A 15,383-nucleotide genomic window follows, 5' to 3' on the forward strand; every position below is an offset into this window, starting at 1 on the left:
ACGACCTCGCCGGGCGGCTGGAGGGTGTAGACAACTCGATCCAACGCCCGGCGAGGCCCCTGTCAACACCCCGCGCCGCTGCGATCTCACGCCAGGTTACGAACAGAACCTATGGAATGGCGCTTAGAGCAAAGGTTCGGGGTCGGCGGTTCCGGTGACCGGGAAAGCGACCTGGATTCCGCCCGACCCGGAACTCGTTCCGCCGACCTGGAGAGTTCCCGTGAGCGGCGTTAAGGTTCAGACAAGCTATCTACGCGGTTATGCTGGCTCTATCGATGCGAACGCGACGCGCTCGCTTGGGGAGATCCGGCGATACTGTGAGACGCATTGCAAAAACACCAGCGGCATGGATGGCACGCTGCGGCCGGCGCGCTGGATCACAGGGCAGATGGCCGACCATATGCTCGACCTGATCGGCCGAGCGGAACGGACGCTCACTGGAACGGCGAGCGACCTCCGGTCCTCCGCGACGTTCTACGACCAGGCCGACGAGAAGAGCGCCGAAGCGGTATGGGCTGCGGCTGATAAAGGGTTCTGGGACAGCACCGGTGTTCCCAAGAATTATCAAGAGAAGAACGCTCAGTGGTCGTCCGGCCAGGACGCGAAGTTTTCGCAGGGGGCGACGTTCGTGCTCAGGCCGCCCGCCGAGCACCATGAAGCGCAGGAACTCCGTCACCAGGTGCATGGAAAAGTGTCCTGGATCGACAAGATAATCAAGTACCTCACCGGCCAGGACCTGCTGACCAAGGTCATGCCGATTGTTCTCGGGGACTGGGGTGCTCTGCGTCGCGTCAGCGAGGCTTGGGGCCAGTTGGCGACTGCCTTTCGGGCTGTCGGTGATGATTTGTCGGAGGGGCTCAGCAAGGTCTCCTCTCATTGGGACAGCAGCGCTGACGGTCGCTCCGGGGCGTCCCGGAACTTCGACTACCAGATCAAAGGGTATTTGATTCCGGCTTTCAATGAGGTGGCCAAGATCTGCGAGGCGTTCCGGGACGCCTGCCAGTTCATGGCGACCTTCTACGAGGACTGCTGCCGAGACCTCATATTCTTGCTGAACTGGTATGGGAAGAAAATCAGGAAAGCTTGGATCGCGCTGAAAAGCGCCTACGGCATGGGCCTGTGGCCGTTGCTGAAGAACACCACCAAGCTGATTTCGGCACTATGGCGGGCAATTGAGGACCTGATTGAGTTGATCAAGACCGAGTATCAGAAGTACGAGGATCTCGTGAAGCTTCTGATTTCCGGTCACGAGGCCTTGCTGGGACGGTATCGGTTGAATGCGTTCCCGGAGACCGGCAAGTGAGATTTCTCGATCGGCACGGCGTTCGCTGGCGCCTCGGGCGCCGGTACTTGCCGTGGCGTCCGCGGGCTCACCCGTTTCTGGCGCGCAACGGCGATCTGATCACTGACATGGACGATCCGGTCAGCACTGTGATCAACGTGGCGTTGCTGTTTCTCGTACTGCCCTTCGCGATCTGGTTCTTCTTCTCCTGGACGTTCGCCTTGGCGCTGACCCCGTTCGTGGCCCTGGGAAGGATCCTTTTCCGCCGCCCGTGGCCGGTCGTCGCCTTCCGAGCCGGCGGCGTCTGGGAGTACCGGGAGTACACCCAGAGCTGGACAGAGGCCGGCCGTTTGATGAAGCAGGCCCGCGCTGAGATCGATGCCTACGGGCAGGCGTACTGCCTGACCGGCGGCATTGGTCAAGCCGATTCCGCCGGTACAGCTGCCCCCATCGGACAGGTCGCTCCTCCTGGCTCATACGGGGTGAATAGTCAGCAACGACCAGAGAATTGGGGGTCCTAGAGCGGGGGGCCGGTCAGGATGCCGTTTTGTACCAGGGTGCGGACGGCGGTGGACAGGGTTTCCGGGGAGACGTCCGGGAGGTGGGCGTTGTTGGCTTGGATGTGGGCTACCAGGGCCGGGTCTGGGGCGACGTTGTGGGTGCGGAGGTAGTAGGCGGTGGCTTCGGGCCAGAGCCAGGTGCCGTCGGTTCGGTAGCCGGAGGGGACCACGGACGGGTGGGCGTCGTCCAGGAGATCGGGGCCGGGGGCGCCGCCCGGGTAGACGACCGGGGCCTGCTCCAGATAGGCGAGGACGGTGTCGCGCTGGTCGGCGGGGACGGGCGGACGCGACGGGGCCAGGTCGGGCGCGGGCAGCGGGAAGGTCAGGCGTAGGGACTGCTCGTAGGCCGAAGCTTGGGTGACCAGGGCGTCCAGGGACGGGGACTCGGACTCGGGGGCGTCCGGGGCCAGGGCGCGGATCGCTTCCAGGGGTGGGACGCGGCGGGCGAACGCGTCGCGTAGGGCCTCGTAGAAGCCGCCGGACGCGTTCGTGCCCGCCAGGCCCGCGTCGGCGCGGGGGAGGTAGGCCGCTGCCTGGTCGGATGCCCACAGGTATCCGAGGATCAGGCCGTCCTCGCCGGATACGGGGCGGTAGGTCACCGGGCCGGACGCCTGCGTCGGGTAGGTCGGCGGCAGCTCGACGGTCAGGGGGCCCCAGCCCTTGGCGCGGTCGACGGGCGTGCCGTCGGGGAACTCGCCGTCCTGGATCAGGGGGCCTTCGGCGGGGGCGAGCTGCGGGTTCGCCAGGGACTGGACGGCGGCGAGGGAGTCGGCGCGCTGCGGGGACACGCCGGCGGGGACGCCGCCGGCGCGCGGCTCCGGCGGGACGCCGATCCAGTGGCGGATCGCCTCGCGCGCGGGGACGTCCTGCGCGGCGGCGGCCTCCAGGCGCTCGGCCCAGACGAGCGGGGCGTCGAAGGCCCGCTGCATGGTGTCCAGGCGGCGGACGAAGCTCGCCGCCCGGTCGGTCTCGCTCGCCCACAGGTAGCCGATCGGCTCGCCGTCCAGCACCACGGGCAGGTACTCGACGGGCTTGCGGGTGTAGGGCTCGTACTGCTGCATGGAGTCCTCTGCCGGATCAGGTTCGGATCAGCGCGACCGCCGCGCCGCGCGTCGCGTCGTCCACCTCGGGGGGCCGGAACCCGTTGCCGCGCGCGTGCGCGACGAGCTCCGGGTCGGGCGCGACGCCGTGCGCCTTCAGGTAGTAGCCGACCGCGCCGGACCACACCCACGTCCCGTCGGTGTGGAAGGTGAGCGGGACGCGCTGGGCGCGCTCGGAGTCCAGTTCGTCCGTGTCGAGGCTGCGCGCCGCCAGGACGATCGGGGCGCGTTCGAGGTACTGGACGAGCGCGTCCCTCTCGTCGTCCGGGACGTCCGGGCGGGTCTCGCCGTCCGGCGGCAGCGCCGGCCCGGCGAGGCGAAGGCCCTCGTGCCGGGGCGCCGTCTCGTAGGTGATCTCGTGGACGTCCGGGAAGGTGAGGCGGAGGGTGGCCGACGTCCACGGCTCGGACGCGCCCTGCTTCAGGACGGCGAACATCTCGTCCAACGCGGGCGGAGCGGCGAACGTGACCGTCCGGCCGTCCAGCCCGGTGACCTGGACGGACGAGCCGTCCGGCGCGTAACGGACGACACTTTCCGCCCATCCGGACGGCAGGAAGAGCCCGAGCAGCTGCGTGATGTCGCCGAGGAGCTGCTGCTGCTCGTCCGGCGTCAGCGTCCGGTCGACCGAGCGCGGCGCGCCGCCGAGCCACACCGGCAGCCAGTCGCGCGGGAACGCGGCCAGGTCGCGCCGGTACGCCTCGCCGCCGAGACCCGGGTCGAGATCGGCGTCGAACCACGTCCGGTACGCGCCGGGCGGCTCCAGCATGAACCGCATCCCGAACCAGGTGCCCGCGCCGGGCCGGTACATCATCGACCGCAGCTCGGCCGCGACGCCGAGGAACTCGCGCGGTGCCTGGAACTCGCGCACCGAGCCGTCCGCCATCACGACCGCGAGCGCGGCCCGCGAGGCGCCGCCCGCCATCGCGACGCGCAGGTCCACCCGCCGCCACCCGGACGGGGCGAGCGACGCCATCGCCGTCCCCATCCACTGCACGAGCTGGTCGTACCGCGCCTGGTCGTACGGCCACGGCCCGTACCCGGCCGGCGGCCGTTCCGCGGGCCCCTGAGTCATCGCTTCCGCCTCCTCGATCCGCCCGATCCTAGTGCTTTCCCGACAACCCTCATCCGCCCGGCCAGAGCCCTGCGAAGCCCCCTACCGAAGCAGACCCCGCTCCCGCAGCGAAGCCCGCTACCGCAGCGCAGCCCGCTACCGCACCGAAGCCCGCTACTGCAGCGGGGCCCGGACGAGGCTCAGACGGCGCAGCTCGATCGGGTCGTTGCCCTCGCGCTCGTTCCAGGCCCGGTAGTTCCAGCCGTCGGGGGACGCGATGCCGTAGCCGTCGCGGAAGGCGGCCGCGATCATGTCGGTGAGCCGCCGGTACGCGGCCGAGGACGCGGGCCACGGCAGGCGGTACCACCAGTCCTCGTGACCCTGCCGCGGGTCGGGCGCGTTCCACCCGGCCGCCGCGATGACCTGCCGCGCCTCGGGGGACGCCTGGTCGTCGGGGGCCAGGTAGGTGTTGTCGCACACGTACGCGACGAGACCGTCGTCATCCTGAGCGAACTGCGCGAAACGCCCGCCGTCGTCCCGCTCACTGATCACCAGGAGCGCCCCCGCCGGAAGCGCCGCGAGGTCGTCGGCCAATTCCGCCGCGAACGTCTGCCAGTCCATCGTCAACCCGTTCCTCTATCGCTCTCGGCCTGGCCCGGGTCAGAGCCCCTGGCTCACGGCCCAGTCGTGTTCGGCGAGGTAGTCGTTGCGTGCCAGACCCAGGGTGACCAGGGCCGTGTCCCGCATGAGGCGGATGGTCGTCTCGGCGCCCTTCCAGCGGATCTCCGCGTCCTCTCCGGGGATCCGGGACGTCGGCTCGCCGAGCACGGCGGTCGCCGCCTCCGCATCGTCGGTGAAGATGTCCTGCAACTCGCGCAGGCCTTCGGGAGTGTCGTCCGCATACCCGCAGACCGCCACGGAGAAGTGGGTGACGGCGCCCTCGGCGGAAAAGTCGACGTCGCCGGTGGAGAAGCCCATCGGCGTGGTCAGCGTCGCCGTTCGCTCGCCCCGGCCGTCCACCTGCCAGCCGAAGTCGGCGGCCAGAGCGTCGAGGTCCTCGGCGCGCCAGGACCACGCCAATTCCTTCAGCCGCCGGACAAGATCACTGAATTCTTCCCGGTTGATCCGCTCGCTCATGAACGCCATCCTAGCTGCCCGTCAAACCGGAGATCGCGCCCGGCGTATGCGGTCGGCCGTTGCGGGAGAGGTCGAATTCCGAGTAGTGCACGTTGCCCTTTGCGTCGGCGTGCACGTGGTAATAACGGATTCGCAGCGTTCCCTCCTTCAGGCTCTTCAGCAAATCGTCCCGCAATTGCTGGTTCCTGGGATCGGCCAGGGCGGCCTTCAGGTCCGGGTCGCGGGCGAGGATCCAGTCGAGGTATTCGGGCGAGCCCTGCTCGGCCTTCTTTCCGCCGTCCACGAGCCGACCGCCGAGCTGCGAACCCGCGCCCTTGGCCTCCACCACCACGAGGGTCGGTGGATTGCCGCGGACGTGGGCCGTCACGTCGAGAGTGCCGGGCATGCCGGGCTTGTTCTCGATCGGCGTGATCTGCTCCCCGCGCTGACCGTGCCGGGCGAAGTCCTCCGCCGCGGCCATTCCGAGCTCCTCGCTCTTGCGGACGAGCTTCTTGGCCTCCTCGTTGTACCTGATCGCTTTCTCGCGAACCTCGCGGAGGCCCTCGATCCGGCGGCGCTTCTCCTCGGGCGAGAGCGAAGGATCCTTCTCGATGTCCCGGCGCGCGGACCGGATCTTCGAATCCATCTTGCCCTCGCTGAGATCACTCATCTTCTTGATCCCGTGAGGCTCCTCGCGGAAGCTCTCGGCGCCGAGAAGGTGCAGGATCTCGTCCCTCAGTCGCTCCTTCTCCGCGACGAGATGGTTGCGCTCCTCCACGAGCCGCTTCAGCGTTCGCTCGGTCTCCTCGGAAGGCTTGTACGGGTTCGGCTCGCCCTCGGTCGCCTTGTGGTCGTAGGGCCGCTCCTTGAACGGGTCCGCCACCCATCGGCCGTTATCGCCGTGGAGGCGATGGGTGAGCTCGTTCCGGAAGGTGTTGTCCGGGTCACCGTTGAAGTGGAGCTTGCCGTCCTCTGTGCGGTAGGTGCCGTCCGAATCGCCGTCCCGGTGCAACCGGCCGTCCTCGCCCCGGTGGAGCGGCGGCTCCTGGTCCTGGTCCGGGGAGCGCTGGGGATCGTCGTCGCCTCGGGCTCGGGCGTGGTCGGGGGGTTCCTCGGACGGGTGGGTCGTCGAGTCGTGGCCGGGGGCGTGGCCCCGGCCGACCGGGTCGTTGCTGCCGTCCGGGTAGTGGGTCTTCCACTGGCCGTTCGGAGGCCAGTCGGGACGCAGGCGGCCTTCGGGGTCGTGGTGGCCGGACGAGGCGAACATGTTGCCCTCGTGGTCCGACCAGGCCAGGCCCTCGGGCGCGGTGACCCTCACGCCCAGGTGGTGGGCGAGCTGGCTGGCGAAATCGCCCTCCCCGGTGTGGCAGGAGAGCAGGAAGATCTCCTTACCGTTCCAGTTCGGGTCGTGGTAGATCAGCTCGGCCAGGTCCTTGGCGGAGATCTTGTGGCCGTTGATCGTGATGCCGTCCGGGCCGCCGTGCGCGTCGATCACGTAGCGGTTCGGGTCCGCGGCGATCCGGCGGGCCAGCTCGCGCATCGCGTGGTCCTCGGGACCGTAGAACGAGCGGCCCGACGGGGTCTCCTCGCTGGAGCGCCAGATGTCGTGCAGGTGCTCCGGGAGGTTGCGGGGGACGTCGTCCGGGTGCTGCGGCTGCTCGTCGTGATGCTGCTGCGGCTCGTGCTCGTTCTCGTGCGGCGGACGGTTCGTCCCCTCGTGCTCCTGATGGGGGGACGTCCTGCGGTCGTTGCCGCCGCCGTGGCCCGGGCCCGTGCCGGGGCGCTCGGCGGACGGCGTCCGGTCCGAGGACGTCGGCGTGCCTTCCGAGGACGTCGGCGTGCGGTCCGTTGTCGGGGTGCGGTCCGTTGTCGGAGTGCGGTCCGTGGACGGTGTCCGGTCCGTGGTGGGACCGCGGTCGTTGGTGGACGGCGTCCGGTCGGAGGACGTCGGGGTCCGCTCGGACGTCGTGGGGCCGTGGTTCGTCGTGGACGGATCGGTGGACGGGGTCCTGTCCGTGGACGACGGAGTGCGGTCGTTGGTCGGCGTCCGGTCCGAGGGGGTGGGGTTGTTCTCCGTGGGGGGAGTGCGGTCCGGCGCGGGTGTCCTGTCCGTGGGGGACGGGGTGCGGTCCGACGACGTGGGGGTGTGGTCGGTCGTCGGGGTCCGGTCCGTGGGCGTCGGCGTGCGGTCTGTCGGGGTCGGGGTCGGGGTGCGGTCTGCGGTGGGCGCCGTGTGGTCGGTCGGCGTCGGCGTCCGGTCGGTGGGCGTCGGGGTGCGGTCCGTGGTGGGGGACGGGGCGCGGTCCGGGGTGGACGTCGTGTCCGGCGCGCGGTCGGTCGGGTGCGTCGTGGTCGGGGTGCGGTCGCCGGACGGGGTGTGGTCCGTGGTCGGCGTCCGGTCCGGGGTCGGGGACGACGCGGAGTGGTCCGGGACGGTCGGCGTCCGGTCCGGGGTGGACGCCGTGGGCGTCCGGTCCGTGGCCGTGGGGGTGTGGTCGGGGGACGGGGTGTTGGTGGACGTCGCCGGCTCCGGGCGGGCCGTCGGGTGGGACGGGCCGGGCTCCGGCGGCGGGCCGTGCGGGACGACCCGGGCGTGGACGTCGTAGACGGGGTTGCCGTGGCTGTCCCAGCCGACCTGGTCGACGCGGGTGATCTGGTACTGGGTGCCCCGGGGCAGGACGAGTTCGCGCTGGTCCGGGTAGCGGCTGTCCCGGCCCATCCAGACGCCGTGGGTGCCCTCGGGGAGTTCGAGGTGGAGCTGGAACTTGAACGGGTTGCCGTCCACGACCGCGGGGCTGTTGCCGAGGGAGGTGGACATGTAGCCGGGCTCGGTCTGGGTCGTCCCGACGAGTTCGCGCGGGTCGCGGTTGCCGAGCGGCGAGCCGTCGCCGGTCTGCATGAAGGAGATGTCGTGCAGGCCGCGGCGCGCTTCGAGGGGTTCGGGCAGCGTGTGCGCTAGCGCGTTGTCCAGCTCGTTGATGCGGTTGTAGAAGACCTCGGCGTTCGGACGCTCACCGAAGTAGTCGGTGTAGAAGTCGAAGTGCGCCGCGCCGTGGGCGATCCCGTTGAGCGCGCCGTTCGGGTCCGGCGAGCTGAGGATGTAGCGGAGCAGGTCGCGCTGGTAGGGGTTCAGGTCCGGGCGGTTCCACATCTCGTGGACCTGCCGCAGGTTCGGCGGATGGCCGTTGTTCAGGAAGTTCAGGTGCGCCTGGGCGATGTGCTGCTGCTCCAGCTGGCTGAAGAAGTGCCCGACGTCGCCCGCGCCGGGGCGCAGGAAGCCGTTCTGGATCGACTGCTGGGTGTACCACTCCAGCGCGTTCCGGTGCTCCTCGGACAGGTTGTCGAAGACGTGTCCGAGGTGGTCCTCGCCGTAGCGCTCGCCCTCCTCGTCGGTGTCGAAGCGGCGGACGCCGTCCTCGTCGACGTGGCCGGGGCGCGGGTCGGGCTCCGGCTCGGTGCGCGGCTGCGCGGACGGCTCGTGGTTCGCCGGGGCGTGCTCGTTCGGGCGCGCCTCCGGCGTGTGGGTCGTCCAGCCGGAGGAGGTGGGGCGGCCGTGCTCGTCGATGTGGACGGGCCCCTGCGGCGTGACGACCTCGCGGCCCAGCTCGTTCGCGACACGCTGGCCGAAGTCGCCGCGTCCGGTGTCGTCGGACAGGAGGAGGACGTCCCGGCCGTTCCAGTTCGGGTCGTTGCGGAGGGTGTCGGCGAACTCCTCCGGCGTCATCCGGTGGTCGCCGACGGACGGACCGTGCTCGTCGCCCGGCGCGTCCGCCACGTAGTACTTCTCGTGCGGCGGGAGGCGGTCGGCGTTCGGGTGCGCCGGGTTGCCCTCGGCGTCGTGGAACGACCGTCCCGACGGCGTCTCGTCGCTCTGCCGGAAGTGGTCGCGCAGATGCTCCGGGACGTTGTCGGGGACGGGCCGCGGCTCATGGTCGCGCGGCGTCGGCTCGCGCTCTTCGGGGGTGGACGGCTCGTGGTCGCGCGGCGTCGGCTCGCGATCCTCGGGCGTGGACGGCTCATGGTCGCGCGGCGTCTGCTCGCGGTCCTCGGGCGTGTTCGGGTCACGGTCGCGGGGGCCGGGCTCGCGGTCCTCGGGGTTCGTACCGTCGTGGTCGCGCGAGGTCGGCTCGTGCTCTTCGGGAGCGTTCGGTTCGCGATCGCGCGTGGACGGCTCGTGGTCGCGGGACGCCGGGTCGCGGTCCTCGGGCGTGGACGGCTCGTGGTCGCTCGACGCTGGGTCGCGGTCCTCGGGAGTGGACGGTTCCTGGTCGCGCGGCGTCGGCTCGCGGTCCTCGGGGGTGGTCGGGTCGTGGTCGCGCGTGGTGGGGTCGTGCTCCTGCGGGGTCGCGGGGTCGTGTTCCGGCGTGGGGCCGGACTCGTGCTCCTGCGGCGTCGCCGGCTCGCGGTCCTGCGGGTTGGCGGGGTCGTGCTCTTGGGGCGTTGCGGGGTCGCGGTCCGGGGCGGGGCCGGATTCGTGGTCTTGCGGGTTCGACGGGTCGTGCTCGACGTTCGACGCGGGGTCGGGGGCGTTCTGCGGGTCCGTGGGCGTGCGGTCCTCGGGCGCGGGGGACTCGTCCTGCTGCGGGGACTGCTCGTCGGGGACGTGTTCGACCGGGGGCTGGTCGCTGTGGATGACGCCCTGGTCGTCCACCTGCGGGCCCGTCGTGCGCTGGTCCTCGCGCGGCGCGCGGTTGTCGGGGCGCGGCGACGGCTCGCCGCCGTTGCCGTTGGCCGAGGACGAGGTGGACGGCGGACGCGTCGTGCTTTCGCCGGACGGGCTCGCGCCGCGTCCCGCGGGGGACGAGCCGTTCGGGGCCGCGCCGTCGCCGCCGGGCATGAAGACCGGCATCGGCGTGACCGCCGGGCCGCCGTCCGCGTTCTGCGGGTCGCCGGTGTGGTCGCCTTCGCCGTCCGCGCCGTTGCGGTTGCGCGTCCCGTCGGGGGACGAGGACGACGTGGACGGTCCGGCGAGGTTCGTCCCGCGCGGGTTCGAGCCGCCGCTGCCCGTGGGCGACGGGGTCGTCCCGGACGGCGTGGACGACGGTCCGCCCGAGCCGGACGGACGGTCCGACACCGACGGGCCCGACGAAGACGGACCGGACGCGGACGGTCCAGAGGAAGACGGTCCAGACGAAGACGGGCCGGAGGTGGAGGGGGCCGCGGACGACGGGCCGGACGAGACCGGGCTCGCGCTGGACGGTCCGGAGGACGTCGGACCGGCGGACGTCGGTCCGGTTCCGGACGGACCGGACGCGGACGGTCCGGGACCGGACGGACCGCTGTTCGGGGACGTGGACGGCCCCGGTCCGCCGTCGTGCGGCATCCCGGACGGCGACGGCCCGGAGGACGAGGACGACGGCTGCGACGAGTTGTTCGTGGACGGCCCGGGATCGTCCCCATGCGGGTAGGACGCCAGGTCGGTGTGCGGCGTGTTGTTCCCGCCGCCGTTCAGCATCGACTCGATGCGGTTCCCGCCTCCGCCGGACGAGTCGTGCGACGGCGAAGAGGACGAGTAGTCCCCGCCGCCGCTGTGCGACGGCCCGGACGACGAGGACGGCTCGCTGCTCGGCCCCGGATCCCGGTAGGAGGCTGTGGTGGGCGAGTTGTCGTGCCCGCCGGAAGACGACGGCCGGTCGCCGCCGCCACCGCCACCGCCGTTGTCGTTCCCGCCGTGCGAGGAAGGCGACGTCGAAGGCTCGGAGGACGGCGAGGACGACGGCGACGACGACGGCGACGACGACGGCGACGACGACGGCTCGGAGGACGGCGACGACGAAGGCGAGGACGACGGGTCGGACGTGCTCGGCTCGTTCGTGGTGACCGGGTCGGTGGACGGGGTGTTCGTCGGCTCGGTGCTCGGCTCCGTGGACGGGCTGGTGTTGGTGTCCGGGGCGTGGATGCCGTTGTTGTACTCGTTGAGCCCGCCCTTGGCGCCGCCGATCGCGCCGCCGAAACCGCCGGACGTGCCGCCCTTCGCGGCGGCCTCCAGGTCGATGTCGCGGCCGTGCGCGAGGTCGGTGGCCATGGAGCCGAGCGCGCCGCCCGCCGCGCCGCCGATGGCCTCGCGGGTCGCGCCCTTGAGCATGTTGCCGACCGCGCTGTCGGCCGCGCCGGACAGGCCGGGGATCTTGCCGACGCCGTGCCCGACCGCGCCGCCGACCGCGCCGCCGATGGCGCCGTCCAGCATGGACGTGCCGACCTGCTTGAGGTCGATGCCGTCGCGGTGGCCCTGGGCGACCTGGATGCCCTGGATCAGCAGGTCCAGCCCGCCGCCCTGGAGCAGGCCCATGATCGCGCCCTTGGCGATGGAGGAGAGCAGGTTCTCGCCGAGCCGCTCCAGCAGCTGCGTCGCGATCGTCCGCGCGGTGGCCCACGCGCCCGCCTCGACCGCCGGGATCGCCGCCGTGGACGCGCCGAACGTCGCGAACGCCGCCGCGATCAGCCAGGCGATCTGGATCGCCGTGATGATCAGCAGGGCGATGAACATGTACTTGCCGTACTCGATCTCGGTGGCGCCCTGTTCGAGCACCTTGCCGAGCGCGTCGCAGGCCTCGGCGAGCTTCGGCAGGATCTCGGGGTCGGTGGTGGTCCACTTCTCCCAGTTCTTGCGGAAGTTCTCGGCCGCGCCGCTGTCCAGGCTGCCGAGCACGTCGCCGGCGGCCCGGTTCAGCTCCCCGATCAGGGAGGTCACGTCGGACGACGCCGTGTGCCACGCCTCGGCGGCGCGCCGCATCGCGGTCTCGTCGCCTTCGGGCCAGTCCGTGCCGATGAGCCAGGACAGCCACTTGACCTCGTCGGGGATCTCCATGCCCACGGGAAGGCCACCTCAGGGGAGTTCGGGGAGCGGGGGGACGTGCCAGACCGTGATCGACCGGCCGGGAAGGGCCGGGGCGGCGGCGGTGCCTGGCGGGGGTACGACCGCGTCCGCCCCGCCGTCCGCGCGGGGACGGCGGGGCGGGACGGGGTCAGCGGATCTTCGAGTGGTGCTCGGCCTTGTCGTAGTTGTCGGCCATCTCGTCGACGCCGCTCTTGATGCCGTGCAGGGCCTTGCCGAGGTCGCCGAACGACTTGAGCATGTTCGTCGCCGGCGTCTCGTAGTTCTTCGCGAACTCCTGGCCGGTCTTGTCGTTGCCCCAGCACTTGCCCTCGGCCGAGAGCTTGGTGTTGAGGCGGGTGAAGATGTCCTTCAGGTGGTCCGCGCCCGTGTCGAACCCGGTGCCCGCCTTGCGCAGCGCCTTGGTGTCGACTTCCAGGTATCCGCCGTCGCTCATTTGCCCAGCAATCCGTAGTGCTCGCGAATGGAGTCCATGTCGAACTTCTCCGGCAGCAGCTTGCCGAGGTCGGGGATGCCGCCGCCCGGCGCTCCGGCGGGCGCGACGTCCTCCATGATCTGGCGGGTCTGCTCGGCGACGTCCTCGGCCGCGTTGTTGGACGCCTCCAGCACCGCCTCGGACAGCTCGGTCGAGGCCAGCTTGCGGTACACGCGGGGGTCGAGTTCCAGCGCGGTGAGCCGGCCCTGCCGGTCGACGGTGACGCGGACCATGCCGTCGGCCGCCTCGCCGGTCGCCTCGATCGTCGCGAGCCGGTCCTGGAGCCCCTTGAGCTTGTCCCGCTGCTCGCGGTACTGGCCCAGAAGCTCGTCGATGTGCGCCTGCCACTCAGCGCGCATGCCGCTCCCTCCTGGTCGTCCGTCCCGGTCGTCCGTCCCGATGACGTTACATGGGCACTTGCCGGAGTTCGACCTAAAGTCTTCCTAGTTCTTCCAGATCAGCGTGTTCTGGACCTCGACGCCCAGTTCCGCCGCCGTCAGGTTGACCGGTCCGGACGCGCCGCCGACCGCGCCGCCGCGCGCGTAGTAGGACTGCGCGAACACGACGCTCGACCCCTGCGAGTACGTCCGCGTCCAGCGCTCGGGGTCGCCGCGCAGCACCGGGATGCCGCTGCTCTTGGCCGGGCCGAGCAGCTTCGGCTCGGCGTGCAGGTCGATCGAGCGGACGACGGCCCGGGCGTCCAGCGCGGACTCGAACTTCGCGATCGACAGCACGGTGATGATCGTCCGGGACGGGTTGACGTACACGCCGGACGCCATCCGGCCCGTGCACGGGTGCGTCCGCAGCGTCGAGAGCATCTGCGTGTTCGCGCGCGCGACGCACGACTCGTAACGGGTGCCCTCCTGGGTGAAGGTGTTGCCCTTCGCCGTCCGGATCGTCCGGGTGAGGATGCTCCACGGGTCGGCCGAGCCCCCGCCACCGCCACCACCGGCGGGCGAGGTCGGCGAGATGCGCGACGAGGGCGGCGTGTAGGACGGCACGGAGGACGGCGGCGGGACGATCGCCACATGCCGCTTCGGCTTGTCGTCACCGGACAGCAGGACGAACGCGCCGACGCCGCCGACGATCACCACCAGGGCGACGACGCCGAGGATGATCGCGAGCGCCGCGCCGCCGCCACCGCTCCGGGGCGGCCCCGGCGGCGGGAACCCCGGCGGTCCGGGCGGCGCCATCGGCCCGCCCGGGGATGCCACCGGGCCGCCCGGCGGCGTCATCGGCCCGCCAGGCCCGCTCGGCGAGCCCTGCGGGGCCTGCGGGAAGGGCTGCGGCGGCCCGCCCATGGCCTGGTTCGGTGGGAATCCCGGCTGGCCAGCAGGGGGCTGGCCGGGCCACTGAGGGTTCAATGCACACTCCGGACGAGGGGTTGGGGATCACCGTGGGCCTGGCGGGGTCCGGCAAGACTAACGGCAGTTCCGTGGCGGCTTCGTCCTGTTTTCGACGGACGGGACGGGCGATCGGTGCCGTCCGAATTCCCTCCGCTGCGAATTACGGGCCCGTTCCAGGCCGCGCGCCGGTCCGGACCGCCGACCGGACGCCTCCCGGCGCAGACGCGAGTCACCGGGGAAACCTGAGCCAGACGCCTGCGGAACCCGAGCGAGACGCTTGATAAACCCGAGCGAGACGCCTGGTAGGCCGAACGGGACGCTTGGGAAACCCGAGCGGGACGCCCGGTAGGCCGAGCGGGACGCCTGCGAGGGCCAAGCGAGACGCTTGGGAAACCCCGGCGAGACGCCTGGTAGGCCGAGCGGGACGCCTGCGAGCTCCGAGCGGGACGCCTGAGCGGCCCGAGCGGGACGCCTGCGAGGTTCGAGCTTGATCCCCGAGAGGCCCGAGCGGGGCGCTGCGAGATTCGAGCGGGACGTGCGGGAGACCCGAGAACGCGCGATCTCTCGGGCCGCGCGCGGTGCGTTGGGCGACACGAGTCTCGTAGGCTTGCCGATCGAGGGAAGGGAGGCAGGTGACCGACTCCAACTGGCAGCTGGCCGTACTGCGCGACCTCGGCGCGGCCCAGCGAGGCTTCGCCGACACCGCACCTGCCGAACCCCGTCCCGCCCCTGCTCAGATACCGGATCCGGCCGAGATCGCCGGGACCGCCCAGGTCGCCGCGCAGCATCCGGGGCAGGATCCGGTGACGGGGACGGGCGGTTTCCCCGGCATGCCCGCGTCCGCGCCGCCCGCGCCCGCGTCCTCCGCGCCCACGCCGTCGGCGGCTGGGCCGTCCGTGCCGTCGGCGTCCGGGGCGTCTGCGTCCGGGATGTCCGGGACGCCCGCATCCGGGGTGCCCGCTTCCGGCACTGCCGCGCCCGGCTTCGCCGCGTCCGGTACCGGCGCGGCCGGTGTTTCGGGGAGCGGCGAGTATCCGACCGGAGCCCAGCAGCCGCCCACGCCGCACGCCGACGCGCCCGTCGCAGGCCCCGCCGCGTCCTCGGACCTCGGAACCGCCACCGGCCCGGCGTCCGGCCCGGACGCTCCGTGGGGCGCGCCGCCGAGCGCCGACCAGCCGTCCACCGGCGGGGAAGGCTTCCCCGGCGTCCAGGACGGCCAACCCGCCACGAGCGGCGCACCGGGCGGCGACTCGCCCTGGAGCGCGCCTCCCGCGTCCGGTGATCACCCCGAGAACAGCGCCTGGAACGCGCCCGCCACGAGCGAGACCGGCGCCCAACCCGACACCGCGTGGGGCGCGACGGCCGGTGGCGACAAGCCGCTCGCCAGCCAGGACGACACCGCCGCCGGCGACGGCGCCCAGCCCGCGAACACTTGGGGCACCGGAGAGAGCGGCCAGCCTGCGAACGCGTCGGGCGACACTGGCCAGTCGGCGAATACGACCGGTGCGTCCGCGGCGGGTGACGGCGCCCAATCCACGAACGCGTGGGGTGCGCCTCCCGCTGGCGAGGGGGGCCAACCCGCGAACGCGTGGGGTGGGCCTGCTGCCGGTGAGGGTGG

The 15,383-nt window shown here is 71.7% G+C and carries 12 protein-coding genes; 2 read left to right on the top strand and 10 right to left on the bottom strand.

Annotated features, from left to right (window positions below):
- The first annotated feature begins 220 nt into the window (after positions 1-220).
- Both ACFPCY_RS38485 and ACFPCY_RS38490 read left to right on the top strand, forming a co-directional pair.
- A complete protein-coding gene (locus ACFPCY_RS38485) occupies positions 221-1,303 on the top strand; it encodes a hypothetical protein (RefSeq protein ID WP_378263967.1) in 1,083 nt (360 codons plus the stop codon).
- A gap of 107 nt (positions 1,304-1,410) precedes the next feature.
- Positions 1,411-1,803 (top strand): hypothetical protein, encoded by a 393-nt coding sequence (locus ACFPCY_RS38490; protein ID WP_378263969.1) that lies wholly within the window; start codon positions 1,411-1,413, stop codon positions 1,801-1,803.
- On the opposite strand, the gene ACFPCY_RS38495 is transcribed toward ACFPCY_RS38490, so the two are convergent.
- The 10 genes from ACFPCY_RS38495 to ACFPCY_RS38540 form a co-directional block, all read right to left on the bottom strand.
- The gene (locus tag ACFPCY_RS38495; protein ID WP_378263971.1) at positions 1,800-2,903 is read right to left on the bottom strand and encodes a hypothetical protein; all 1,104 of its coding nucleotides are present in this window, start codon (positions 2,901-2,903) and stop codon (positions 1,800-1,802) included. The genes ACFPCY_RS38490 and ACFPCY_RS38495 overlap by 4 nt on opposite strands.
- Before the next feature lie 16 nt (positions 2,904-2,919).
- Positions 2,920-4,014, bottom strand: coding sequence for a hypothetical protein (locus ACFPCY_RS38500; RefSeq protein WP_378263973.1), 1,095 nt, complete (start codon positions 4,012-4,014; stop codon positions 2,920-2,922).
- Between the two features lie 153 nt (positions 4,015-4,167).
- The gene (locus ACFPCY_RS38505) at positions 4,168-4,614 is read right to left on the bottom strand and encodes a TY-Chap domain-containing protein (RefSeq protein WP_378263977.1); all 447 of its coding nucleotides are present in this window, start codon (positions 4,612-4,614) and stop codon (positions 4,168-4,170) included.
- Positions 4,615-4,653: 39 nt separating this feature from the next.
- Entirely contained in the window at positions 4,654-5,130 is a 477-nt protein-coding gene (locus ACFPCY_RS38510; RefSeq protein ID WP_378263979.1) for a DUF6301 family protein, read from the bottom strand.
- 10 nt (positions 5,131-5,140) lie between these two features.
- Positions 5,141-11,917, bottom strand: coding sequence for a WXG100-like domain-containing protein (locus tag ACFPCY_RS38515; protein ID WP_378264246.1), 6,777 nt, complete (start codon positions 11,915-11,917; stop codon positions 5,141-5,143).
- A gap of 157 nt (positions 11,918-12,074) precedes the next feature.
- Positions 12,075-12,380, bottom strand: a complete 306-nt coding sequence (locus tag ACFPCY_RS38520) for a WXG100 family type VII secretion target (RefSeq protein ID WP_378263981.1) — start codon at positions 12,378-12,380, stop codon at positions 12,075-12,077.
- The gene (locus ACFPCY_RS38525; RefSeq protein ID WP_378263983.1) at positions 12,377-12,778 is read right to left on the bottom strand and encodes a YbaB/EbfC family nucleoid-associated protein; all 402 of its coding nucleotides are present in this window, start codon (positions 12,776-12,778) and stop codon (positions 12,377-12,379) included. The genes ACFPCY_RS38520 and ACFPCY_RS38525 overlap by 4 nt, the downstream gene beginning before the upstream one ends.
- An 84-nt stretch (positions 12,779-12,862) precedes the next feature.
- Entirely contained in the window at positions 12,863-13,612 is a 750-nt protein-coding gene (locus ACFPCY_RS38530; RefSeq protein WP_378263985.1) for a flagellar basal body-associated FliL family protein, read from the bottom strand.
- Positions 13,613-14,498: 886 nt separating this feature from the next.
- Entirely contained in the window at positions 14,499-14,948 is a 450-nt protein-coding gene (locus ACFPCY_RS38535; protein WP_378263987.1) for a hypothetical protein, read from the bottom strand.
- A gap of 99 nt (positions 14,949-15,047) precedes the next feature.
- On the bottom strand, positions 15,048-15,206 hold the full coding sequence (locus ACFPCY_RS38540; protein ID WP_378263989.1) for a hypothetical protein: 159 nt from the start codon (positions 15,204-15,206) through the stop codon (positions 15,048-15,050).
- Positions 15,207-15,383: the final 177 nt, after the last annotated feature.

The organism is Actinomadura gamaensis (genome assembly GCF_042652125.1).
Classification (GTDB): domain Bacteria; phylum Actinomycetota; class Actinomycetes; order Streptosporangiales; family Streptosporangiaceae; genus Spirillospora; species Spirillospora gamaensis.